The organism is Devosia sp. MC521 (assembly GCF_014127105.1).
Classification (GTDB): Bacteria; Pseudomonadota; Alphaproteobacteria; order Rhizobiales; family Devosiaceae; genus Devosia.
On record NZ_CP059902.1, the window covers coordinates 779,776 to 801,167 of the forward strand.

24 protein-coding genes are annotated in these 21,392 nt (G+C 58.1%); 15 read left to right on the top strand and 9 right to left on the bottom strand.

The window, feature by feature from the left end; genetic code table 11:
• Positions 1–44: 44 nt before the first annotated feature.
• Positions 45–2,126: a S9 family peptidase gene (locus H4N61_RS03725; RefSeq protein WP_169194643.1), complete on the bottom strand. Its 2,082-nt coding sequence runs from the start codon at positions 2,124–2,126 to the stop codon at positions 45–47.
• 205 nt (positions 2,127–2,331) lie between these two features.
• Between H4N61_RS03725 and H4N61_RS03730 the strand changes: the two genes are divergently transcribed.
• The 10 genes from H4N61_RS03730 (at position 2,332) to H4N61_RS03775 (ending at position 9,821) form a co-directional block, all read left to right on the top strand.
• On the top strand, positions 2,332–4,740 hold the full coding sequence (locus tag H4N61_RS03730; protein ID WP_349236474.1) for a putative monovalent cation/H+ antiporter subunit A: 2,409 nt from the start codon (positions 2,332–2,334) through the stop codon (positions 4,738–4,740).
• Positions 4,737–5,162, top strand: a complete 426-nt coding sequence (locus H4N61_RS03735) for an MnhB domain-containing protein (RefSeq protein ID WP_169194644.1) — start codon at positions 4,737–4,739, stop codon at positions 5,160–5,162. Before H4N61_RS03730 ends, H4N61_RS03735 begins: the two co-directional genes overlap by 4 nt.
• Before the next feature lies 1 nt (position 5,163).
• On the top strand, positions 5,164–5,541 hold the full coding sequence (locus H4N61_RS03740; protein WP_169194645.1) for a Na+/H+ antiporter subunit C: 378 nt from the start codon (positions 5,164–5,166) through the stop codon (positions 5,539–5,541).
• Positions 5,542–5,545: 4 nt separating this feature from the next.
• Positions 5,546–7,153: a proton-conducting transporter membrane subunit gene (locus tag H4N61_RS03745; RefSeq protein WP_169194646.1), complete on the top strand. Its 1,608-nt coding sequence runs from the start codon at positions 5,546–5,548 to the stop codon at positions 7,151–7,153.
• On the top strand, positions 7,150–7,629 hold the full coding sequence (locus tag H4N61_RS03750; RefSeq protein ID WP_169194647.1) for a Na+/H+ antiporter subunit E: 480 nt from the start codon (positions 7,150–7,152) through the stop codon (positions 7,627–7,629). Before H4N61_RS03745 ends, H4N61_RS03750 begins: the two co-directional genes overlap by 4 nt.
• Before the next feature lie 53 nt (positions 7,630–7,682).
• A complete protein-coding gene (locus H4N61_RS03755; RefSeq protein WP_349236479.1) occupies positions 7,683–7,934 on the top strand; it encodes a monovalent cation/H+ antiporter complex subunit F in 252 nt (83 codons plus the stop codon).
• Positions 7,934–8,287, top strand: a complete 354-nt coding sequence (mnhG, locus tag H4N61_RS03760; protein WP_182395926.1) for a monovalent cation/H(+) antiporter subunit G — start codon at positions 7,934–7,936, stop codon at positions 8,285–8,287. The genes H4N61_RS03755 and mnhG overlap by 1 nt, the downstream gene beginning before the upstream one ends.
• A gap of 131 nt (positions 8,288–8,418) precedes the next feature.
• On the top strand, positions 8,419–8,838 hold the full coding sequence (locus tag H4N61_RS03765; RefSeq protein WP_169194649.1) for a MucR family transcriptional regulator: 420 nt from the start codon (positions 8,419–8,421) through the stop codon (positions 8,836–8,838).
• A 153-nt stretch (positions 8,839–8,991) separates the two neighbouring features.
• Positions 8,992–9,348, top strand: coding sequence for a helix-turn-helix domain-containing protein (locus H4N61_RS03770; RefSeq protein WP_182395039.1), 357 nt, complete (start codon positions 8,992–8,994; stop codon positions 9,346–9,348).
• A complete protein-coding gene (locus H4N61_RS03775) occupies positions 9,345–9,821 on the top strand; it encodes a DUF6456 domain-containing protein (protein WP_169194651.1) in 477 nt (158 codons plus the stop codon). Before H4N61_RS03770 ends, H4N61_RS03775 begins: the two co-directional genes overlap by 4 nt.
• A 104-nt stretch (positions 9,822–9,925) precedes the next feature.
• Here the strand turns inward: H4N61_RS03775 and H4N61_RS03780 are convergent, their stop codons facing one another.
• Together H4N61_RS03780 and H4N61_RS03785 are read right to left on the bottom strand one after the other, a co-directional pair.
• A complete protein-coding gene (locus H4N61_RS03780) occupies positions 9,926–10,348 on the bottom strand; it encodes a SufE family protein (protein WP_169194652.1) in 423 nt (140 codons plus the stop codon).
• 52 nt (positions 10,349–10,400) lie between these two features.
• Entirely contained in the window at positions 10,401–10,697 is a 297-nt protein-coding gene (locus H4N61_RS03785; RefSeq protein WP_169194653.1) for a hypothetical protein, read from the bottom strand.
• Positions 10,698–11,016: 319 nt separating this feature from the next.
• Here H4N61_RS03785 and H4N61_RS03790 point away from each other — a divergent pair, with 319 nt between their 5' ends.
• From H4N61_RS03790 to H4N61_RS03800, 3 genes are read left to right on the top strand one after another with little or no spacing between them, the layout of a single operon-like run.
• Positions 11,017–12,825 (top strand): PAS domain-containing sensor histidine kinase, encoded by a 1,809-nt coding sequence (locus tag H4N61_RS03790; protein WP_182395041.1) that lies wholly within the window; start codon positions 11,017–11,019, stop codon positions 12,823–12,825.
• Positions 12,822–14,069 (top strand): peptidoglycan-binding domain-containing protein, encoded by a 1,248-nt coding sequence (locus tag H4N61_RS03795; protein WP_169194655.1) that lies wholly within the window; start codon positions 12,822–12,824, stop codon positions 14,067–14,069. Before H4N61_RS03790 ends, H4N61_RS03795 begins: the two co-directional genes overlap by 4 nt.
• Positions 14,070–14,411 carry a DUF1491 family protein gene (locus H4N61_RS03800; protein WP_282567618.1) on the top strand — a complete coding sequence of 114 codons (342 nt, stop codon included), beginning with the start codon at positions 14,070–14,072 and terminating at the stop codon, positions 14,409–14,411.
• Here the strand turns inward: H4N61_RS03800 and H4N61_RS03805 are convergent.
• Entirely contained in the window at positions 14,408–15,550 is a 1,143-nt protein-coding gene (locus H4N61_RS03805; protein ID WP_169194657.1) for a DUF2336 domain-containing protein, read from the bottom strand. The genes H4N61_RS03800 and H4N61_RS03805 overlap by 4 nt on opposite strands.
• A gap of 484 nt (positions 15,551–16,034) precedes the next feature.
• Here H4N61_RS03805 and H4N61_RS03810 point away from each other — a divergent pair, with 484 nt between their 5' ends.
• Complete coding sequence (locus tag H4N61_RS03810; protein ID WP_169194658.1) at positions 16,035–16,730, top strand: hypothetical protein; 696 nt, start codon at positions 16,035–16,037, stop codon at positions 16,728–16,730.
• Between the two features lie 18 nt (positions 16,731–16,748).
• The gene (gene chrA, locus H4N61_RS03815; RefSeq protein ID WP_248306561.1) at positions 16,749–17,927 is read left to right on the top strand and encodes a chromate efflux transporter; all 1,179 of its coding nucleotides are present in this window, start codon (positions 16,749–16,751) and stop codon (positions 17,925–17,927) included.
• Here the strand turns inward: chrA and H4N61_RS03820 are convergent.
• From H4N61_RS03820 to H4N61_RS03840, 5 genes are all read right to left on the bottom strand, one after another.
• On the bottom strand, positions 17,924–18,484 hold the full coding sequence (locus H4N61_RS03820; RefSeq protein WP_182395043.1) for an NUDIX domain-containing protein: 561 nt from the start codon (positions 18,482–18,484) through the stop codon (positions 17,924–17,926). The two genes, chrA and H4N61_RS03820, sit on opposite strands and share 4 nt — an antisense overlap.
• Positions 18,481–19,026, bottom strand: coding sequence for a hypothetical protein (locus H4N61_RS03825; protein WP_169194661.1), 546 nt, complete (start codon positions 19,024–19,026; stop codon positions 18,481–18,483). Before H4N61_RS03825 ends, H4N61_RS03820 begins: the two co-directional genes overlap by 4 nt.
• On the bottom strand, positions 19,023–19,595 hold the full coding sequence (locus H4N61_RS03830) for a DUF1214 domain-containing protein (RefSeq protein ID WP_182395044.1): 573 nt from the start codon (positions 19,593–19,595) through the stop codon (positions 19,023–19,025). The genes H4N61_RS03825 and H4N61_RS03830 overlap by 4 nt, the downstream gene beginning before the upstream one ends.
• A 171-nt stretch (positions 19,596–19,766) precedes the next feature.
• Complete coding sequence (locus H4N61_RS03835) at positions 19,767–20,411, bottom strand: outer membrane protein (protein WP_182395045.1); 645 nt, start codon at positions 20,409–20,411, stop codon at positions 19,767–19,769.
• A gap of 339 nt (positions 20,412–20,750) precedes the next feature.
• Positions 20,751–21,389 carry an outer membrane protein gene (locus tag H4N61_RS03840; protein ID WP_182395046.1) on the bottom strand — a complete coding sequence of 213 codons (639 nt, stop codon included), beginning with the start codon at positions 21,387–21,389 and terminating at the stop codon, positions 20,751–20,753.
• Positions 21,390–21,392: the final 3 nt, after the last annotated feature.

Below are 21,392 nucleotides of genomic sequence, written 5' to 3' on the forward strand. Positions count from 1 at the left end.
ACCTTATATCAGCCTGAAGCGGCACAACAATGTTGTGAAATAGACTATTCGTCCATTCCGACCGACTTAATCGCAAAGGCATAGCACTCGGCGGTCTCTTTGAAGCGTTCGAAACGCCCAGAGGCGCCACCATGTCCTGCCCCCATATTGGTCTTGAGATACAATGGTGCATCGCCCAGCTTGGTTGCGCGCAATTTGGCGACCCATTTGGCTGGTTCCCAATAGGTCACGCGTGGGTCGGTGAGACCGGCGAGCGCAAAGAGCGGAGGGTATTCCTGCGCGGCGACGTTCTCATAGGGCGCGTAGGACGCAATGCGCGTGTAGTCTTCTTCGGACTCGATTGGGTTACCCCACTCTGGCCATTCCGGCGGGGTGAGGGGCAGGGTGTAATCGAGCATGGTATTGAGGACGTCGACGAAGGGCACGTTGGCGATGACGCCTGCCCAAAGGTCCGGGCGCATGTTGGCGATGGCACCCATCAACATACCGCCAGCGGAGCCACCTTCGGTGACGATCTTGCCAGCTGAGGTATAGCCCTCAGCGATCAGCATTTCTGCGGAGGCGATGAAGTCGCCAAAGGTGTTGGTCTTGTGTGCGGTCTTGCCGAGGCGATACCAGCGATAGCCCTTTTCCATGCCGCCACGGATGTGGGCAATGGCATAGACAAAACCGCGATCGACCAGCGAAAGTTTTGAAACCGAGAAGGCCGCAGGCATGGACATGCCATAGGCGCCATAGCCGTAGAGCAGCACTGGGTTGGAGCCGTCGAGCTTGAGGCCCTTGCGGTAGAGCAGGGTAACAGGAACCTCTTCGCCGTCGGCAGCCTTGGCGAAAAGACGCTTGGTTTCATAGCCTTCTGGGTTATGGCCAGAGGGGACTTCCTGCGTCTTGAGGAGCGCGCGCTCGCCCGTTTCGAGGTTTACGTCGAAGAGCTGCTGCGGTGTCGTTGGGGAAGAATAGGAGAGGCGGAAGACGGCGGTGTCGAACTCGTAGCCCGTCGCCATGCCGAGCGAATATGCGTCTTCATCAAAGCCGACGATCTCTTCCTTGCCGGTACGTAAATCGCGGGAGACGATGCGCGGCAGACCATCTTCGCGCTCAAGTCGGAGCATGTAGTTTTTGAGAAGGGCGACGTCGAGGACGAGAACACCTTCCTTATGGGGGACGAGATCGGTCCAGTTTTCTGGCGCCGGGGCGTCTGCAGAAACGGTAACGATTTTATAGTCTTCGGCCCCGTCCGCATTGGTGCGGATGTAGAGCAGACCATCGCGTTCATCGACTTCATATTCACGACCAACCACGCGCGGCGCGACGAGGATTGGGTCCCCGCCGTTTTCCGCGTCGATCAGATAGACCTCGCTGGTCTGGTGATCATGGGCGTCGATAATGAGGAATTTTTCCGAGAGGGTCTTGTCGATGCCGACGAAAAAGCCCGGATCTTCTTCTTCATAGATAACGGCGTCGCTGTCCTGCGCCGTGCCGATGATGTGCTGGCGGACGCGGAAGGGGCGGTGGTTATCGTCGTATTCGACGTAGTAAATCGAGGAGCTGTCATTGCTCCAAACAAAGCCGCCAGCAGTGTCTTTGATGACCTCGTCGCGGTCCACGCCGGTGGCGATGTCGCGCAGGACGATGTCGTAATATTCCGAGCCCGCGCGGTCCGCCGCCCAAGCGAGAACGCTATGGGTATTGTCGTGAGATGCTCCGGCAAAACCGAAGTACCCTTCACCAGCTTCAGCATTGCAATCGAGCAGGATTGTTTCTTCGCCACCCTCACGTGGGGTGCGGACGATCAGCGGGTATTGCTTACCCTCAAGCATGCGGGTGTTGTAGGCGTAAGGACCATCTGGAGACGGCACGCCGCTGTCGTCTTCCTTGATGCGGCCTCTGATTTCCTTGAAGATTTTATCGCGCAGCGCCTCGGTGGGCTTGCCGAAATGGGCTTCGTAGTAAGCGTTTTCGGCGTCAAGATAGGTGCGGATTTCACCGTCGAGTGCCGATGGGTCCTGCATCACCGCCTGCCAGTTTTGAGCGCGAAGCCACGCGTAATGGTCTTCAACGGTGACACCGTGATGCGTGTGGCTATGGAAAACGCGCTTGGCGACGGGCGGTGTGAGCTCAGTCATGATCTCTCCAATGGGCCTGCGATGACATGCAGGTGAAGTGACATGGAGATAGGACGCCCCGTCGGGTTTTGCCAGCCCGGAATACGTTGAAAAGCGAAACTGGCGTACCGGCGGGGACGGATTTTGCTTGTGACAGTCCAGTCATTCTTTAAGGTCCGAATCTCGCGCGCAATAAGAATCGAACTGTTGATAAGAGGCGGTCCGCTTGGAGCTCGATACTCAAGACTATGTTGGTATGGCCGCGATCGCGCCTTTTGTTGCAGCGGTATTCGCGCCACTGCTCGGGCGGTTGTTCGGTCATATTAGTGGTTTGGCTCTGGCACTCGTCCCAGCTGCGATCTTTTACTATTTGACCGGCTTCGCGCCAGCGGTGGTTAATGGCGAAACAATTGCCACCTCGCTGGACTGGATTCCGGCCTATGGGATTGGTTTGAGCTTTTTTGTCGATGGTCTGGCGCTGGTCTTTGCACTGACCATTTCGGGCATTGGAACGCTCATCATTCTCTATGCCAGCGCTTACCTCAAGGGGCATGAACATCAGGGGCGTTTTATTGGCTTTATGCTGGCTTTTATGGGCGCCATGCTGGGCCTCGTCTTGGCCGATAGCCTGCTTGGGCTATTCGTGTTCTGGGAGCTGACCTCGATCACCTCCTTCTTGCTGATTGGGTTTGATCATAAGCGCCAGGCGGCGCGACGGGCGGCAATTCAGGCCCTGGTGATCACCAATATCGGCGGCATGTGCCTGCTCGCCGGGGCGATCCTCGTCTATGTGCTCACCGGCACTTGGGAGATGAGTGCTGTGCGCGGCATGGGCGATGTCCTGCGCGAGCATTCGCTCTATCTTGTCGTTCTGCTGTGCTTCCTCGGGGCGGCCTTTACCAAGAGTGCTCAGTTTCCGCTGCACTTCTGGTTGCCCAACGCTATGGAAGCGCCAACGCCGGTGTCGGCTTTCCTCCATTCTGCCACCATGGTGCAGGCGGGGGTATATCTTCTCGCCCGCATGACCCCAAGTCTTGGCGGAACAGCGGAGTGGATGAGCATTCTCACCATTTTTGGTGGTATCACCCTGTTGTGGGGTGCGCTGGGCGCGATCAAGCAGACCGATCTCAAACAAATCTTGGCACAAACCACCATCGCATCGCTGGGTGTGCTGGTCCTGCTGCTGGGCCTTGGCTCAAGCTATGCCGTGGCCGGTGTCGCCGTCTATTTCGTGGCGCATGCCTGCTATAAGGCGGGCCTGTTTATGGTCGCGGGCGCGGTGGATCATGAAACAGGTACGCGCGAGATCACCGCCCTCGGCGGCTTGCGCAACGCAATGCCTGTGACTTTTGCGGGCGCTGTGCTCGGCGCTCTCTCGATGATCGGCTTGCCGCTCACCCTTGGCTATTTCGCCAAGGAAGAAATGTATGCGGGGCTCCTCTCTGGCGAGTGGACAGTTTTGCTGACGCTGGCGGTGCTGCTGCTTGGCAATGGTCTCTTGGCGGGTGTGGCAATGATCGTGATGATCAAGCCGTTCATGGGGCCACAGATCGATACGCCCAAGCATGCGCACGAGGCTCCGATTGCTATGCTGGTCGGGCCGGTTTTGCTCGGCGTGATCGGTGTGCTGCTTGGTGCGATGCCGGGCTTTGTTGGTGCCAATATTCTGGAGCCCGCTGCGAGCGCCATTCGCGGAAGCGGTGTTGAAAGCCATTTGTCTTTGGCGATCGATGTCACCTCGCCGTTGGTCTGGCTCTCGATTGCCACTTGGGCCGTTGGTGTGGTCGCCTATCTGCAAGCCAATCGTTTGCGCAGCATGCTTCGCAAGTTTGACGCGGCAATTGGCTGGACGGCAGACACTGTGTTCGATCGTGTCATGTTCGGCCTCATTCGCTTTTCGGCGCGGGTGACGCAAACCCTGCATCACGGCAAGCTGGAGATCTATCTCGTCGTCGTCTTCTGCGCCTTGGGGCTGGCCTTGTTTGGGCCGATGCTGGCTTGGGGCGGGTTCGACTGGCTGGTGCCGACCCGTGACTTGGGTGACTGGAGCCAGCGGCTTGTGCTGCCGAGCCTCCATTTTTACGAGTGGGCGATTTTCATTACGGCGATCATCGGGCTGGTGGCAGTGCTGTGCGCTCCGACGCGCCTCGTCGCCATTCTGGCGCTGGGCGTGCAGGGCACGTCGGTTGCGCTGATCTTCCTGATCTTTGGTGCGCCGGATTTGGCCTTCACCCAGCTGATGGTGGAAGTGCTTTCGGTGGTAGTGCTGACCTTTGTCATGAGCCGTCTACGGCTTGATGTGAAGGATCATCGGCCGTTTGAAGACTGGGCGCGCGACGGCACGATTGCCATCATTTGCGGGGCCGGGGTGAGTCTTCTCTTGATGCTGGTGCTCAACGGCGAGTTGAACACCCGTCTTTCGGACTTCTTCATCCAGACCAGCGTGCCGATTGCCCATGGCCATAACATCGTTAACGTCATTCTCGTCGACTATCGCGGCTTTGATACCCTGGGTGAGATCGCTGTGGTGATGGGCGCAGGCATGGCCATTCTGGCGCTGCTGCGTCGCCCCAAGAAAGAGCCTGTGGCGAAGAAGACTCCAGTGCCGCGCAAGGCCAAGAAGGTGACGCCATGAACACCGTCATTTTCCGCACGCTTGCGCCGCTGATCGTGGCGACCATGTTGGTCTTCTCCTGGTACATTTGCCTGCGTGGTCACAATGAGCCGGGCGGGGGCTTTATCGGTGGGTTGATCGCTGCGTCCGCCATTGCCGTTTACGGCATGGCTGTGGGCGTGCCGACGGTACGCAAAGCGCTGCGGCTTGATCCGCTGGCCTTCGCCGGGATTGGCGTGCTGCTGGCGGGGGCCTCGGGCCTATTGAGCGTCTTTATCGATGCGCCGTTCATGACCTCGATCTGGTGGTTCATGAGCGTGGGCGGCAATGAGGTGGCGCTATCGACGCCAATGTTCTTCGATATTGGCGTTTATCTCGTCGTCTTCGGCACGATCTCGGCCATTTCGCTTTCCCTTGAAAGCGACCGTGAGGAGGACCTGTAAAATGGACTATATTCTTGCGGGCCTCGTCGGGCTTTTCATTGCGCTGGGGGTCTATCTGCTGTTGTCGCGTTCGGTGATCCGGATGCTGATCGGCATGACCATTTTCGGCAATGGCGTCAATTTGCTGATTTTCACCAGTGGTCGTGTGACCCGCGAAGTCGCGCCGATTGTGCCTTGGGGACAGAGCGTGCCGGAGGGCGTGATCGCCAATCCATTGCCGCAAGCGCTGATCCTGACGGCCATTGTTATCGGCTTTTCGATGTTCGCCTTTTTGCTGGTGCTGGCGTTCCGCGCCTATCAGAGCCTTGATGCCGACAATACTGACACCATGCGCCTCGCCGAGCCGAAAGACGCTCCGCAGCCGCCGCTGAGCTATTGATCCGATGGCAAGTCCTTCTACCTCTCCAGTCGATACCACGGGCGCAATGATCGAAATGGCGACGCCACTTGCCGATTGGGTGCTGGTGCTGCCCGTCGCTCTGGCACTGATGGGTGCTGCTGCGCTGTTGGCGCTGCGTCAGATCAATAAGGCGCCGCTGATTGGCGCGCTGATCATCGTCGGCGTGATCATCGCCTGCGAAGTGCAACTTCTGCTCGACGTTGTGGCCAACGGGCCGGCGAGCATGACCATGGGCAAGTGGTTCCCGCCTTTCGGGATTGCTCTGACGGCAGATCTGTTTGGCGCGACTTTCGCGCTGGTCGCTTCCATCGTCACCTTCGTGGTGTTGATTTATGCTGAGGCCGACCGAGCGGAAGCGGACAGTAAGGACGCATTCCATTCGCAGGTGCTGCTGTTGCTCGCGGGTGTGACGGGGGCGTTCCTGACCGGCGACCTCTTCAATCTCTATGTCTGGTTTGAAGTGATGCTGATCGCGTCCTTTGGCCTTTTGGTACAGGGATCGCGTCCGCTTCAGCTCGATGGGGCGATTAAATACGGCTTTCTGAACTTCCTCGCGACGACGCTGTTTCTGCTCTCGCTCGGCCTGACCTATGGTTCGGTCGGGACGCTCAATATGGCTGATATTTTGCTGCTGGCGCCCAGCGCGAATCCGGCCGCTATGGCGGGTATCGCTGCGCTGCTGCTCTTGGCCTTCGGCATGAAGGCGGCGGCGTTTCCGGTCAATGCGTGGCTTCCGGCGTCTTATCACACGCCAGCGCCAGCCGTGTCGGCGCTGTTTGCTGGGCTCCTCACCAAGATTGGCGTCTATGCGCTCATTCGCTCGTTGGTGGCCGTGTTGCCGGGGAGCCGCGAGCTGCTCGAGCCGGTCATTGCCGCGCTGGTCATTGGAACGCTGCTGGTGGCTCCGCTCGGGGCGATTGCCGAAACCAATTTGCGGCGGGCTATTGGATTTTTCGTTATCGGCGGGATTGGCGCGGCCATGGTCGGCCTGGCTATTCCAAGCGAGACGGGTCTGGCCGGATCAGGCCTCTATATCGTCCACGCCATTTTGACCATGACCGCACTCTACATGGTGGTTGGCGTGATCGAGAAAGTGACGGGGCAGACCAATACGCGCAAAATGGGCGGGCTTTATGCCAAGCATGCGCCGCTGTCGGTGTTGTTTCTTGTTCTGGTGCTGGCCGCAGCGGGCGTGCCGCCGTTTCTTGGGTTCTGGCCAAAACTTCTGCTTCTGGAAGCCAGCTTTGCAGATGGCGTCGCGGGCGAGGGGAGCTGGGTGGGCAATTGGTTGCTGTGGTCGCTGCTGATCAATGCTGTGCTGACTTTGATTGCGGGTACGCGCCTCTGGGCCCATGTGTTCTGGCGCAATGGACCGGAGGGGGAGACATCCGAGCATGTGAGCAGCACGGTGCTGCCGCTTGGGAAGCGCGGGCAGATTGGCCTTGGCGCGGTGGGCGGTCTTACCGTGGCGATCATCTTGCTGGGCCTGTGGCCGGGCCCCCTGATGGCCAATATTAAGCAGGGCGCGGCCGACATCGTTGACCCAAGCCGCTATATTGCAGCCACCAATCTGGCAGAGGACGGGAAATGAGTACTGTCGCCACAATTATTGTCATGGCCCTGCTCTGGGCCGGGATAAACGGCAATTTCACTCTCGCCAATCTGCTGTTCGGCGCGGTGATCGGGCTGGTGGCGGTGCTGTTGCTGCGACAGAACTTGTTTAGCCCCGGGGTGAGCAAGCGGGCGATGCGCATCGCTCGGCTGGCCGGGAGCTTTGCCTATGAGCTTATGGCGAGCGCTGTGAAGGTGGCTGTACTGGTGGCGCGGCCTGACATGCACAAAGTCATTCGTCCGGCCTTTGTAAAAGTGCCGCTGACTGTGACATCTGAGGCTGAGATTACAATCCTAGCCAATCTCGTGACGCTGACGCCCGGAACACTGAGTGTTGATGTTTCAGAGGACAAGAAGTTTCTCTATGTCCACACGATTAGCCTCGAGAGCCGGGACGCGCTCATCGCTGAAATTGCCAATGGCTTTGAGAAGCAGGTCAAGGAGGTGTTTCAGTGACACCCGAAATCGCACTTGATTGGGCAAGTCTGATCGCGCTGACGTTACTGTCTATGGCGTTGCTCTTGTCTGTTATCCGTATCATTATTGGGCCAACACTAGGCGATCGCGTGTTGGCGCTCGATTTACTAACAGTTATTGCGATGGGCTTGATTGCCGCAGTGGCTGTTCGGACGGGGCTGATGCTGTATTTGGATATAGCTATCGCGGTCGCGCTTTTAGGCTTTCTCGCCACTATTGCTCTGGCGCGATACATCCTGATTAAAGCGGGGCAGAAATCACGTATTGGACAGGAAGTTGAATGATGCTGTCTCAGCTTCTAATATATTTTGGATGTATTGTTCTTGTTTGTGGTGCGGCATTTTCCTTTTTAGCCGCTGTTGGCGTCTTGCGTCTTCCCGATCTTTATACAAGAATGCACGCGGCGTCTAAAGCAGGTGCGGTCGGTGGCGGTTTGGTGTTGCTGGCCGTTGCTTTTTTAAGTCAAGACGTCGCAGTCTCATTGCGGGCCTTTATTGGAATTAGTTTCTTACTGCTGACCACTCCGGTGTCAGCGCATTTATTGGCGCGTGCCAGCTACTTTGCCGGTCACAGTCCAAATAAAAACACGATACTCGATGAATTTGGCTCAGCGCGCGAAAAATCTCAGGATCGATAAAACGCGACAATACGTTCATCTTCCTGCTGCTTGCGGGGGTTGCGCTAGCTAGTAAACGGTTTTAACAGGTGAAGTATGACGGGTCTGCCCCTGACACCGTCCAAATAGAATAATAATCGAAAGGTTGAAAAATGAACGACGATACCGGCTCGTTCGTCAGTGCTGAATCTGACTTGGTTGAACTCAGCACCGAAATCGTCTCTGCATACGTGAGCCACAATGCTGTTAGCCCCGGTGATCTGCCGCGTCTAATTTCTGATGTTCACAATGCTCTGCGTACACTGCGCACCAACGAACCTGCTGTTCAGGTTGAAGAGCTCAAGCCAGCTGTTCCTGTTCGCAAGTCTGTTAACAACGACTACATCATCTGCCTCGAAGACGGTAAGAAGTTTAAGTCGCTGAAGCGCCACCTGCGCACCCACTACAACTTGTCGCCAGAAGAATACCGCGAAAAGTGGGGCCTGCCTGCAGACTACCCAATGGTCGCTCCAAGCTATTCGGCAACACGCTCGAAGCTGGCGAAGGACAACGGTCTGGGCCGCAAGGCTTAAGTTACTGTCCTGAAATAAGAATTCTGTAAGTGGCCGCTCCTTTGGAGTGGCCATTTCCTTTTGTAATTTACTCTCTTTTGCCGAACTTATCCCCGCTCGCTAGCTTTGCTAGATTATTAGGACTATCGTCCTAGTAGTTATCGGAAGCTAATCATGCACTCATTGAGCGTATCTGCTTCGGATTGGGCAAATAACTTAGTTCACATCGCGCCACGCGATCTTTCTGTAAGGCGCATCGTTGAACTGGTCGCTCGCGAGAAGCGCACACCTATTCGACTGCTAATAAACAAATCCCGTTGTCGAGCTGAAACTGCATTTGCGCGGCAACTGGCGATGTATCTGTGCCATGTGTGGCTCGGGCTGGCCTTGACCGCTGTGGGGGCGGCATTTGGGCGGGATAGGACCACTGTCTCGTATGCCTGCGCTTTGATCGAAGATATGCGCGATGATCCGGCTTTCGAAACGGAAGTCTTTCGGCTGGAAAGCTTGATTGAAGGGGCCGGGGCATGAGCGGGGCTCTGCCGGACCCGATCCTTCGGCTTGCCAAGGGCAGCGGCGCGCAATTGTTTTTACTCGACCATCATGTGGAGGCGGCGCGGCGGTTGACTGCGCTGTTTTGGAGAGCGCGTCTCAACCAGCGGGTGACCATGTCTTATGACCCGACGCGCATTGGCAATAAAGCAGGCGGTGCGCCGCAAGGAGATATGGCGCTGAGTGCGGCCGAAGCGCGGGCACAGTTAAACCGGCTGGCGCAAACACTCCCGCGGGACTGCTGGGCGGTGCTCAGTGACGTGTGTTTCTATCAGCTCGGACTGCAAGATATTGAAACGCAGAGGCAATGGCCACGTCGGGGCGCGAAGCTGGTGCTGCGGATCGCGCTTGAGCACCTAGCGGAGCGCTGGGGGATCAATGCGCGGGCTGTCGGTGAGGGGCAGGGGGTGAAGGGCTGGTTGCTTGAGCGGCCCGCGATGTTCCCGGACTGAGGTGTTGCGGGGCAATTCAACCTAGTACGCGACGCGCAGATGCGGCGATGGCGTGTGAGTTTGCCGAAAAGCCGCTGATGCAGCGGCTTCGGCGGTTTGGCGACTTAGGCAGCTTGCGCTTGAGCGCGGATGCGATTGACCATCGATATCAGGCCATTGCTGCGCTGGGTGGTGAGATGCTCACGCAGGCCCATCTCGTCAAAGATAGCCATCGCGTCAGTGGCCGCGATTTCCGAAGCCGGGCGATCCGAATAAAGAGCGAGCAGCACAGCGACGAGGCCCTGAACGATCATAGCGTCGCTTTCGCCCTTGATGTGGAACACCGGGCCAGCATCGGACGGGGTCTGCTCGACGGCGAGCCAGACTTGGGCCACGCAACCGCTGACCTTGTTCTCGGGCACACGCTGGGCGTCGGAGAGTTTGGGGAGGGCCTTGCCGAGCTCGATGATATATTCGAACTGGTCTTCCCAATCGTCTAGGAAAGACAGGTTCTCGGCGATTTCCTGGAATTTTTGAGGCTGGGTCATAAAGCACTATCTAAGAGATGGTGTGCGCGAGCGCCAGAGCCTCTTGTAGAGATTAGATGAGATCGGCAGGGCGCGGAACGGGCATGGTGACGGTGACGAGCTTGCCGGCCGCCGGCAGCTCTTCGGGCAGGGGCGGCACTACCGAGTTTAGAGCGACAGTGGCGACGGCTTTGCCCGTGACGCATTCCCAAGAATCGCAGGGAATTGATTCTACGCCCTTGGCGACTTGGGCGGTGCCGACAGCGACAGCCTGTGTTGCAGTCGCGGTGGCGCGATCCCTCAATTCAGCGCTTGGGGCGATGATGATGAAGGCCAATGTGAGCCAAAATGCGCAGCGCAAAAGGAACATGATCGCCAATCCCCCTAGGGAATCCGTAGGTTAGGCGCACCCTAGCGCGGATTAGCTACAATCTGTTGGACCTTTTGTAGAAAGGTTGAATCAATTGCGACCACGGGGGGTGCCTTGGCAATAACCTGTTTACGCTGTTTTTTGAAACACGGTCGAAACTCCCCATAAAGCGTTAGACGCCCCCCGAGTTTAAACCTGCATTAGAGGTTGGCGGACGAGGTTGCTCACATACGAGACCCGATCAGTCGGGCGAGGGCGGCAGAGCCCACATCTGAACCCAACAGTTCAGACAGGCGTCGGTAGTGTGAGTAGTGTGTTGATGCGTAACTTCAGTCTCTTCGGAGCCAAATGGGGCAATACCCTTGCCTCGCTGGACACGGGTAGTTTCCCAGAAGTCATGCGCTTGCAGGCCATCGGAAATACCGCACGCATTTTCATCGTCGTTGCCCTGGTCGGCATGTTCCCCGCTGTTTACGGCCTTGTGTCGGGCTCGGGCGTTGCCTTTATTCTGGCGGCAAGCGTGCTGGCAGGTGGTTTGATCGCGCTCTCTATGGTGCGCGCGGGCCGCTATGACGCCGCTGCTGCTGCCAATGTTACAGTTCTTATGGCCTCTGGCCTGGTGCTCTCCGTTGCCGATCGCGCCTTGGTCGACGCTGGCCTTGCGGTCGCGCTGCTCGGTCCGATTCTGGCCGTACTGACCACCAAGACGCGTCTGCGCGTTGTCAGCTGGATCATGCTGGCGCCAATTCTGATGATCAGCATCAGCGCTTCGCTGCTTGGCCTGCCGCGCGTTATGGACAGTGCACTGGCGTTGCAGATCGCGGGCATGTTGGCCTTCGTTGTGAGCTGCGGGATCGTCACCTATTCGGCGCACTGCGTCAGCCAGCGGGCTGACAGCCAGGAAAAGGCGCAGATGAACGCATACCGCCATTTGGTGGAGCATGTTCAGGACGCCGTGCTGCGCTTTGGCACTGACGGCATCGTGCTGCTTGCGTCGCGCGCTTCGGAAAGCCTGTTTGGTTGCCCACGCTATCAGATCAGCGGTCGTGGCCTCGGCGAGCGTCTGCATGTGCTGGATCGCCCTGTATTCCTGACCGCATTCGCCGATGCTTCTGAAGGCAGACGTAGCCGCACGATTGAAGCGCGTGTGCGCCAGGAAGACCCACGGTCGAACTCCAATGTGCCGCGCTTCGTGTGGTGCGAAATTCAGCTTTCGCCCATTCTGGAAGAAGAAGCTAAGGCTGGTCGTCACGATGTTATTGGCTTGCTGCGCGATATTACGGCGCGCAAGGATGCCGAAGTGACGATGAGCGAAGCCCGTCGCGCTGCTGAAGATGCCTCGCAAGCCAAGTCGCGTTTCCTCGCCACCATCGGGCATGAACTGCGCACGCCGCTCAATGCTGTGGTCGGTTTTTCGGAAATGATGACCTCGGGGATCGGTGGCGAGCTTTCGCCTTCGCATATGGAATATGCGACACTGATCAAGCAGAGCGGTCGTCACCTTCTCGACGTGGTGGGCATGTTGCTCGACATGTCGCGTATCGAAGCGGGCAAGTTTGAAATTCATGCCGAGCCGCTGGTTCCGGCAGAGATTGTTCCGGCTTGCGTGTCCATGGTCGACACAATGGCTCAGGAGCGCCGCGTCTCGCTGCGTACGGATGTGGAGCAGGGCCTGCCGACGCTGCACGCTGATGAGCGTGTCTGCCGCCAGATTCTGATCAACCTCCTCTCTAACGCCATAAAGTTCAGCCATGAAGGCGGCGATGTGGCGGTGTCCGTCAAGCGTCAGGGCCAGTCGATCAATATCTCGGTTCGAGACAATGGTATCGGCATGGCACCAGCGGCACTCGCCCGCATTGGCGAGCCTTTCTTCCAGGTGCAAGATGGCCTGAACCGCACATACGAAGGCACGGGGCTTGGCCTCTCCATCGTTAAGGGAATGGTCGAACTGCACGGGGGCACATTACGTGCCATGTCAGAGATCGGGGCGGGGACGACGATTACCGTTCTCCTGCCGATCGCAGGACCAAATGGTGGCCTTGAAACCGCCGAAGTCCTTCCTCTTCATCGTGAGCCACAGGCTGCATCCACACTCTCATGGCCAAGCGAAAAAAGAAAAGCACAATGACAACGAACACCCTTTCCCAGCTTCCGCTGATGGCGGGGAGCGTTGTGGTTACGACCTTGACCAAAGCTGGTTATTGGTCGTTTGACCGCTATATGCGCGCGCCATTGGCATCCACGGCTGTTCTTGCCATGGTGACCCTGTCGGCAATGGCGGGCAGCAATGCGCTGTTCATGCAAACGACCGAACATCCGTCGCCATTTTTCGTGCAGACCAGCCAGGTCAATGCCGTCATGCCGACGCCTGTTGTCGATCGACCTGCATTGGAAGAGGTCGCGCTCGCGCCAGCACAGCAGACTGTTCTGACCCAGCCGACGCAGACCCCAACCTATGCCAGTGCGCCTGTGCAGAACGCGGTGCCGGACGAGCCAGTGGGCAATGCGCAGATGTTCGCCGTGCAGAAGAAGCTGGTCGAACTGCAGCTGTTCGCTGGCAAGGTCGACGGCTATTACGGCCCACAGACCGCCGCCGCTATCCGCCAGTTCCAGAATCGCAATGGGATGAACCCAACGGGTTCTGCTGACAAATCTGTTGTCGATGCTATTCTGAATTCTGATGCAGCAGGCCGTGTGTCTGGTGCTCGCTCGCAGCCCGTGCAGGAACAGGCGATTACGACGCCAATCCGCACGCCAGAGCCAGTGCAGCAGGTCTATTATGCGCCAGCGCCAGCACCTGTGCCGGTGGTGCAGCCTGCGCCGCAGCCAGAAATGATCGCGCCGCCTGTTCAGCCGCAGGCTGTCGTTTTGCCACCAATTGCGCCGCCGACGCCGGAAGTCGCGCCTGTGGTTCAACCGCAGCCGCAAGTTGCGCATGCCGCAGCGACGACAATCGATGGCATTTTGGCCAATATGAGTTCGCCCGAAGCTGCGCCAACAACGCCGACTCCATCGGTTGCGCTGATGGCTCAGCCAGTGGTCGCATCAGCGCCGCAGCCCGCACCGACGCTTGTCGCGTCGCTAGAGCCTGCTCAGCCGCCAACTCCAGTTGCGGCTCCAGCACCTGCTGCGACCGCGACGCCGGTTGCTGAAACCGTGAAGGTTTTGCCTGCGAACGACGCAGAACTGGTGATGCAGATCCAGCGTGGCTTGGCCAGCCTCGGGTTCTTCCGAGCGCCAATCGACGGCAAGCCGGGGCCGGAAACGGCGCGCGCGATCCGCGAGTTCGAGAACTTCCATCGCTACAAGATGACCGGCCAGGTTCAGCCTGATCTGGTGGATCTGTTGGTGACTGCGGGCGCGACGATCTAAGTGGGACGCCTCAGAAGCGATCTGTGGTGCATGGCGTTTGTGCGCCGCCACAATGATCTGGGCAATATGTGTGTGCTTGCGCGGCGAGGGGACCCCATCGCCGGGCAGGTTTTCATCGAGATCGATCATCTCGATGGAACACGGAGCCTGTTTACGCCCGCGCCCATGCTGAGCGCTGGAGATGGGGCGGGGCTGGTGTTTCAGCGCCGCTTTTCCCATGTGGACCTGCTCAAAGTGCGTGATCGCATCAACCAAGAGACTGAGTTTGACCCCGATCTCTGGGTAATTAGCCTTGATATGCGCGGGGATGACCCGGGTATTGATATCGTCGAGCCGCGTTAAACGGCGCGACGAATACCAATCTTGGCCAAAGCGTCGATTGCCTGATCGACAATGGCATTGTGCGCAGTGGCCAGCTTGGCGGTCCGCTTGCTGTCCTGATTGAGTGGCACGTATTCTGGCTTGGTCAGCTCCAGCAGGTTCACTTCACCACGCCAAGCGCTCATCAGATAGGCCATGGAGGCCGGAGCGATGTCGTTGAACAGGATGGCAAACTCGGCCAGCGACTTGGAACGATCACCGTCCTGGCTGGTGGCGTGGATCAGCACTTTCAAGCCATCGTAAGACGTCGCACCAAAAGCGCGCAGGATGACGAAAAGCGATGCGCCGGTCACGTCGTGGGCGATCTGGCCGCACCGCACTTCATCCAGACCCGTGATCTGCGACAAGAGCTTGGTGACTTCGGGGCGACGGTTCTCGGTGAAGAGTTTCATCAGCGCCTTGGTTAGATCAGCCGTAGCGACGGAGAGCTGCTCAATGGTGCGGGCGATTGGAGCCACTGGGGTAGAGCGGTGGGCAAAAGAGCGAATGACCTTGATGCGGTTTTCATCGGAAAGGTCAAAGAAGGCCGGTGCGAGCAGGCCAGCGTCAAAATCTTCGCGATTGCCGAGAGCTTCTGCAACCAAGTGATCCATGGTCGCCGAACGGGCCAAGGCGCTGACAAAAGCGCCCTTTGGCACAATGTGCAAGTTCGCTGCGAGCGCGCGATAAACTTTGCGCGAATTCATCTGGAAGAGCTTGGACAAGACAGCGTCGGTCATGTCGCCACGCGTGGCGATGGCTGCGGCTGCCGGTGCACCGAAACGCTCGAGCAGGGTGAACATGGTCTGTTCGGACAGCTCTGGCGCGCTGCGCAGGAAATCAATCAGATCGTCGCCAATGTTCTCGATGACGAGGTTTTCGAGCATGGGAGACAGATGTTCGGCGCGCCCGAGAAGGGCTGCGGCCTTAGAACGAGCCTGATCTGTCGCGGCCGGGAAGAGGCGCGCTGCCAGAGTTTCAAACTGTTCCATTTCGGGAATGGTTGGCTTGCCGCGGCGGGCGTATGCATCACACGCGGCGATGAGCAGCGTGTTGGTGCGATCGACACCACCCGTTTCAATCAGAAGCTGAAATGTCTCGTACGGCTGAAAACCAAGCATTTGCGGCGGAACCACTGAATCACAATTTACATCAAAACCGATGCTGACCCACCATTGCTGGCAATTCGTTAATAGGCTGTTAACCTTGACGATCTCTTAATGGCATTTGCGCGAGGGGCGTCGCGCAGGACGATCAACTTCCAACTCGCTGCCCTCACTGGAAAGGGGGAGTGGCGCACAATGGAGGCCATTTTGGCTGATGTGTTGCATATAGACGGGCGCAGAAGGCGCCAGACTAAGCCACAACTGAAAAGCGTTGACGCCCAGATATTACTGTTTACTGGGGTGCGCTACGAACGCGGCTCTTTAACACCTGAAACGAACCTAGATGCCAAAAGGCGCAAGCGAAAGCGCGGATAGAATTTTTAGAATCGGCCAGCGGTTAGTCCTTGGCGCGATTGTGGCTGCGGCTCTCGCCGGTTGCGTTGCGCGACCAGTGAGCGACTTCGGCCGGGCGCGGCCAAGTTTTACACAGGATACGGCAATGCCTGCTGTTGGTGGTGTGATTGCTAAGATCCGCAAGGAGCCGGTGTCCAACTTCAACATGACCGACCAAGAGCGGGAAATGCATAACCGCACTTGGCGCTTCGTCACGGCTGCGCACAGCAAGGATTGGCTGTTCGATGGCGCGGTGGAGTTGCAACGGACACGGTTGAGTTCGGCCACCGACTTCCGGTTCACCGAAGAACGCTATTACAATTGGCTGCGCAACGAACAATACAACTCGTCGCGGACCCGCTATTCCACCGTTGGTCGGCATATTCTGGCCGATCTCGATACGGTGAGCAGCACTTTCGCATCGATTTGTGCCGTGGTGGAAGTCGATCGCCAGCGCCAGATTGCGGCGTCTAGCCTGCCAGCGGTTGGGACCGATGTGCGCACCAATATGCAGGCGCGCAAAACCGAAAACGATTGGCATATCGACTGGTTCGTGCGGGCACTGAATTATCGCTATCTCAGCTATTCCTATGCGCTTGATCATTTGCTGGTGGAAACGCCGCATGAGCAATCCATGGGCGTCGATGAGAACCTGCGCAAGCTCCGGCCTTGGGTTGACCGGGCCAACCGTCATGACTTCTGCGGTGATGGTGGCAATGGCGCCAATCGTGGGCCAAGCTTCACAATACCGTCGCGTTATCAGACTATGGCGATTGATCGAGAGAACATCGTTCCGAAATGATGTGAGCACGGGGTGGGCGTGACGACGGAGAATAAGCGCGGAACGCCTGCCGAAGTCTTTTTCACATTTCTCAAGCTCGGTGTGACCAGCTTTGGTGGGCCTATCGCCCACCTTGGCTATTTTCGCGATGAGCTGGTGACCAAGCGAAACTGGGTGAGCGAGAGCGCTTACGCCGATCTGGTCGCGCTGTGTCAGTTTCTGCCCGGACCAGCATCGAGCCAACTTGGCTTTGCCCTAGGCTTGCAACGCGCGGGGCCTCTCGGCGCATTGGCGGCCTGGGTCGCTTTCACCCTCCCATCCGCAATTCTTCTTGTGCTCTTTGCGCTCGGTGCTGCCGCGTTTGAGGGGCCGCTGGCGCAGGGGATTGTGCATGGGCTCAAACTCGTTGCTGTCGCTGTGGTGGTGCAGGCGATTTACGGCATGGCCAAAAGCCTGACGCCGGACCTGCCGCGCATCGCCATCGCAATGGGTTCGATTGTACTGGTAGTGCTGATTGGCGGCAGTTTTGGGCAGATGGCGGCCATCGGGATGGGCGGGCTGCTTGGGCTGGTGATCTGTCGTCATGTTGCGGGCAAGGGGGGCGACGCACTACCGCTGGTGTCAAAGGGCGTTGGTATTGGGGCGCTGATCGCCTTCGTCGTGCTGTTGGTTGGCTTGCCGCTTTTGGCTGGGGCAGGGGGCGGCGTAGCGCTGTTCGACGCGTTCTATCGCGCGGGGGCGCTGGTGTTCGGCGGCGGGCATGTGGTTTTGCCGTTGCTTGAGGCAGAGGTGGTGGGCTCTGGCTGGGTCAGCAAGGATGCGTTTCTCGCTGGTTATGGCGCGACGCAAGCCGTGCCCGGACCGCTCTTCACCTTCGCGGCTTATCTGGGCGCCCTAAGCCATGGCGTGTCGGGTGCGGCCATTGCGCTTGTGGCGATATTTTTGCCCGGCATGCTCTTGCTGATTGGAGTTTTGCCTTTTTGGGCGGCGCTGGCAACAAAGGCACAAGCGCGAGCGGCTATGGCAGGAGCAAATGCTGCCGTGGTCGGTTTGCTCGCCGCAGCCCTGTACGACCCGGTGTTTATCAGCGGCGTCGGGAGCTGGCTGGATTTCGCGCTGGCGCTGATCGGCTTTGCGCTATTGGTTTTTGCCAAAGTGCCGAGTTGGCTGGTCGTGCTTGGACTGGCTACGGTGTCGGGCGGGCTGGCGCTGCTTTAAAGCGCGAGAATGCGTTTGGCGGCGCGGGTGGAAATTGCGGCAAGGGCAGAAAAATCTTGCCATTGGGCCGCATGAACTTCGTCCAGCTGGGCCGTCAGAGGCTGGTCAGCACTGGCGACAAACACATATTGCAAATCATGGTGGACGTGGGGCGGTTCATTGCGCGCGGGCTTTCCGGGCACATCGTGACTGTCGATAACGAGCGGGAGATCGCCTTTGTGCCATGGGTGAAGCACTGCGCCGATAACGCCGGTCTCTTCAACAGCCTCACGCAGAGCCGAAGCCCAGAAACTGTCGCTGGGTTCATAATGCCCGCCGGGCTGCAGCCAACGGCCGATGGTGACGTGATCTATGAGTAAGATCTTGTCCTTGGCCGGCGAGATCACCAGCGCGCTGGTGGTGATATGGCCGGGGAAAGTATCACGCAGATCAAGGCGGTGGTTATTGTCCATCTGCCAGCGGAGCAGGGCGAGATGTTCACCGGGCTCGGCAACATCGGCACGATACCGCGTAACTACGGCCGACAAGTGTGCGTGGAAAGTCTCTGAGCTCATCATGGGCGAGGGCCACAGCTGACGGCGGCGAGGGCAGCCTCAAAGCGGGGGCGCATAACGTCATGCGGCGGCGCGGCGCGGACGACGACAACCGCTTCGTTATGCGCCATCTCTACAACCAAGAGATTGGGTGACACTTCAATCTGCTGCTGGGCGAGGAGTTGGGTTTGGGCTGAGTTGAACATTCCGAGCTCAATGGTCTGCCCGATGCCATCGCGATTGGTCGTCGAATAGGTGATGATGCCATCCGAATTATAGACGGCGACCGACCAGAATGCGTCGGGCAGCGTGCCTTGCACGAAGGCGGGCGCCTCATTGATGTCGATTTTGCAAATGCCGTAGACGAGCTCGGGATCGAGCTGCAATGGGTTGTCACCACCAGCCGTAATGGCAGGTAGGACGAGCATTGTGTGATCGGCATCGAGGGCTGAAATACGGGTCCAAGAGGTGTTTTCGGCCAGGCTTGGCAAGGACAGGATCACCACAATATGGATGATGCCGCCCAGAATTGCGCCGCCTAAGAGCCAGAGAAAACTGCGGATCACGGGCAATGCTCCTCGGTGATGGAGGGCATGACCGTGTCATTGGTGAAGCCGGAAAAGGCCGTGGTGTCATAGAGCGTGAGCACCAGCTCGTATTGGCCGCTGCCGGCGAGTTCAAGCCAGTTCATCGGCATGACATGTGGGCCGACATAAATCCGGAAGCTGCGATCGTTGTCGCGGACGAGCTCGCTGGAGCGCAAGGCAAGGTCTTCGCCTGGTGCGGCCAGATTGCGCCAGTCGCTGTCGACGGCAGACAAAGTCCAAAAGCTCGAAATCGGAACGCGGCCAGAGATGCGGTAGGTGCAGCTGAGATCAAGAGCCTTGCCAGCGCTGTCCGTTGCGGCGGTGAAACGCAGGCCCTCGCTGCGGCCGAGTTGCAACGCGCCTTCGCGCGCAATCTGGCTGCGCGTATAGGGATGGGGGTTCGGCACGCCGACATCTTGCCAGGTGATCCAAGGGCCGAGCATGTTTGCAGCGATGAACCGGCCATCGGTGAGGGCGTAGTAGCTCAGGCCAAAGCCAATGCTCAGCGCGACGGCGATAGCAACGAGGAGGCGGAGGACAAAGGCCACGGCGCTCAGCTCATTCGCAAATAGGGCATGGGCGACAGGAACCGAAGCTGTTGCAGACTAGGAAGTTGTAGCAACCGCGCGGCTGCTTCGGAAGGGGCGAGGGGATGGAACCGTTGAAAAGATTAGGGCAGCCGAAGCTGCCCTAATCACCCCATGCACGGGAGGAGGAACTCAGAAGTGGAAGTTCACACCAGCTTTGATCGCGTGGGTGTGGTGAGTGAACTCGACATTGCCGCCGTTGGAGTAGGTGCCGGCCCATTTGCCAAAGTCTGAATAAGCGTATTCTGCTTTCACAGTGACGTTGTCAGTGACAGCCATTTCGACGCCAGCGCCGACAGTCCAGCCCGTACGACTGGTACGATAGTCAACTTGCCAAACGCCACTTAAGTCGTGAATTGGGCTGTAGAAGTCCGTAAAGGCGAGGCCGCCGTGTGCATAGACAAGAACTTGGTTGAACGCCACACCAGCGCGGGCTTTTATGGCGCCCTGCCAATCAGATCTGATGGTGACGATGTCAGTGCCTAAAGGAACCGTTGCGGTCCCTGAGAGGCCAGGCCAGAGGATTTCTCCTTCCAGTCCCAATACAAACTGATCAAACTGGCCGTTCACGCCAGCGGTTATGCCGAGTAGGCCGCCCGATGGGTTAGTAGTTGTAGTGGTGACAAAGCCGGTCGGATCTATAATTTCACTACGCCCCCACACATAGCCTCCCACCGCGCCGGCATAGCTGCCGGTCCAGTCAAAGCCAGATGACGTGAAAGCTGGTGGGGTGGTGGCCGGGGTGTGTAAGTCTGAAGCAAAGGATGTGTGAGTCATTGCGGTAATAGCTATTGCTACAATAACAAGTCTATTTGACATTTTGGCCTCGCTTGTTTCTTGTAGTACTGAAGTAACCGGATTCTATATAGTTTTTCAATAGGTGTTATCTCTGATTAATTGGGTCTTGATGTTTGTGATTTATTGCGTCGATCTTGTTTTGAAATAAACCGCTCCTCTGTGAGGCGTGATGATTTGGGTTAGAGAAATGCTCTGCGCGACGGTGGGGCGGAAGGCTGTAGCGCTCAGGTCAGTGCAAATAGGGCTGGGTCACCGAAGCGCCGAAAAGGTTAGGGCAGCCGAAGCTGCCCCAACTACCCCATGCACGGGAGTGGAAACTCAGAAGTGGAAGTTCACACCTGCTTTGACTGCGTGGGTGTGATATTGGAAGTCGGTGCTACCGAGGCCGTTGGAGACCGTTCCGGTCCATTTTCCGAAGTCCGAATAAGCATATTCAGCTTTAACGCTGACGTTTTCATTGATCGCCATTTCGACACCCGCGCCGACTGTCCAGCCGGTGCGGCCTGTACGATTGTCTCCGCGGAAAACTCCCCCGCCAGTGTTCACAGAAGCGCTATAATCGGCGAAGGCAAAGCCGCCGTGCGCGTAGACGAGGACCTGATCGAATGTCACGCCGGCGCGGGCTTTGATAGCACCTTGCCACTCTGATTTGATGGTGGCGACGTCTGTGCGATTTGTAATTGTACCGGTGCCTTTTACGCCAGACCAAAGGACTTCGCCTTCGAGCCCGAGGACGAACTGGTCAAACTGAGCATTCACACCTGCGGTGACGCCGATCTGACTGCCAGACGGGTCAATAGTCGTGGTGACGGCGCTGCCGGTAGTGCCGGCGACGCTACGTCCCCACACATAGCCGCCGACGGCGCCGGCGTACATGCCGGTCCAGTCAAAGCCAGATGCGGTGTAAGCTGGACGTCCGCAAAAACCCTTGGCGGCTTTGATGCAGTCATGATTCATTGA

Coding starts and splice junctions, on each gene's coding strand:
- H4N61_RS03755 (WP_349236479.1), top strand. CDS start 7,683: ATGGCGTTGCTCTTGTCTGTTATCCGTATCATTATTGGGCCAACACTA.
- H4N61_RS03740 (WP_169194645.1), top strand. CDS start 5,164: ATGGACTATATTCTTGCGGGCCTCGTCGGGCTTTTCATTGCGCTGGGG.
- H4N61_RS03795 (WP_169194655.1), top strand. CDS start 12,822: ATGACAACGAACACCCTTTCCCAGCTTCCGCTGATGGCGGGGAGCGTT.
- H4N61_RS03790 (WP_182395041.1), top strand. CDS start 11,017: ATGCGTAACTTCAGTCTCTTCGGAGCCAAATGGGGCAATACCCTTGCC.
- H4N61_RS03775 (WP_169194651.1), top strand. CDS start 9,345: ATGAGCGGGGCTCTGCCGGACCCGATCCTTCGGCTTGCCAAGGGCAGC.
- H4N61_RS03745 (WP_169194646.1), top strand. CDS start 5,546: ATGGCAAGTCCTTCTACCTCTCCAGTCGATACCACGGGCGCAATGATC.
- H4N61_RS03805 (WP_169194657.1), bottom strand. CDS start 15,550: ATGCTTGGTTTTCAGCCGTACGAGACATTTCAGCTTCTGATTGAAACG.
- H4N61_RS03810 (WP_169194658.1), top strand. CDS start 16,035: ATGCCTGCTGTTGGTGGTGTGATTGCTAAGATCCGCAAGGAGCCGGTG.
- H4N61_RS03725 (WP_169194643.1), bottom strand. CDS start 2,126: ATGACTGAGCTCACACCGCCCGTCGCCAAGCGCGTTTTCCATAGCCAC.
- H4N61_RS03835 (WP_182395045.1), bottom strand. CDS start 20,411: ATGACTCACACATCCTTTGCTTCAGACTTACACACCCCGGCCACCACC.
- H4N61_RS03770 (WP_182395039.1), top strand. CDS start 8,992: ATGCACTCATTGAGCGTATCTGCTTCGGATTGGGCAAATAACTTAGTT.
- H4N61_RS03780 (WP_169194652.1), bottom strand. CDS start 10,348: ATGACCCAGCCTCAAAAATTCCAGGAAATCGCCGAGAACCTGTCTTTC.
- H4N61_RS03735 (WP_169194644.1), top strand. CDS start 4,737: ATGAACACCGTCATTTTCCGCACGCTTGCGCCGCTGATCGTGGCGACC.
- H4N61_RS03785 (WP_169194653.1), bottom strand. CDS start 10,697: ATGTTCCTTTTGCGCTGCGCATTTTGGCTCACATTGGCCTTCATCATC.
- H4N61_RS03820 (WP_182395043.1), bottom strand. CDS start 18,484: ATGATGAGCTCAGAGACTTTCCACGCACACTTGTCGGCCGTAGTTACG.
- H4N61_RS03840 (WP_182395046.1), bottom strand. CDS start 21,389: ATGAATCATGACTGCATCAAAGCCGCCAAGGGTTTTTGCGGACGTCCA.
- H4N61_RS03750 (WP_169194647.1), top strand. CDS start 7,150: ATGAGTACTGTCGCCACAATTATTGTCATGGCCCTGCTCTGGGCCGGG.
- H4N61_RS03765 (WP_169194649.1), top strand. CDS start 8,419: ATGAACGACGATACCGGCTCGTTCGTCAGTGCTGAATCTGACTTGGTT.
- mnhG (WP_182395926.1), top strand. CDS start 7,934: ATGCTGTCTCAGCTTCTAATATATTTTGGATGTATTGTTCTTGTTTGT.